Raw genomic sequence first — 534 nt, 5'->3', positions numbered from 1 at the left:
GTGCTCGACAAGCTGCGCCTGAAGCAGCCCAAGAACGGCATCGCCTATTCGGTCGAGCAGGCGCGCCTCGTGGCCGCTGATCTCGGTCTGCCGCTGGTCGTGCGTCCGTCCTATGTGCTCGGCGGCCGCGCCATGCAGATCATCCGCGAAGAATCGCAGCTCGGCGATTACCTGCTCGGCACATTGCCGGAACTGGTGCCCGCCGACGTCAAGGCACGGTATCCCAACGACAAGACCGGCCAGATCAACACGGTGCTCGGCAAGAACCCGCTGCTGTTCGACCGCTATCTGTCCGACGCGACCGAAGTCGATGTCGACTGCCTGTGCGACGGCAAGGACACCTTCGTCGTCGGCATCATGGAGCACATCGAGGAAGCCGGCATTCACTCCGGCGACTCGGCCTGCTCGCTGCCGCCGCATTCGCTCGAGCCTGCGGTGATCGCCGAACTCGAACGCCAGACCCGCGAACTCGCGCTCGGCCTCGATGTCGTCGGCCTGATGAACGTGCAGTACGCCATCAAGGACGGCGAGATC

The 534-nt window shown here is 64.6% G+C and carries 1 pseudogene; it reads left to right on the top strand.

The window, feature by feature from the left end:
* Nucleotides 1–534: pseudogene (locus tag ACP4IX_RS36585) on the top strand (hypothetical protein); the annotation flags it as partial.

Origin of the sequence: Streptomyces sp. WG5, assembly GCF_049974565.1 — a bacterium.
Lineage (GTDB): Bacteria > Actinomycetota > Actinomycetes > Streptomycetales > Streptomycetaceae > Streptomyces.
Note: the sequence above shows the minus strand (reverse complement) of the source record. Positions and strands in the feature narration are given on the sequence as shown.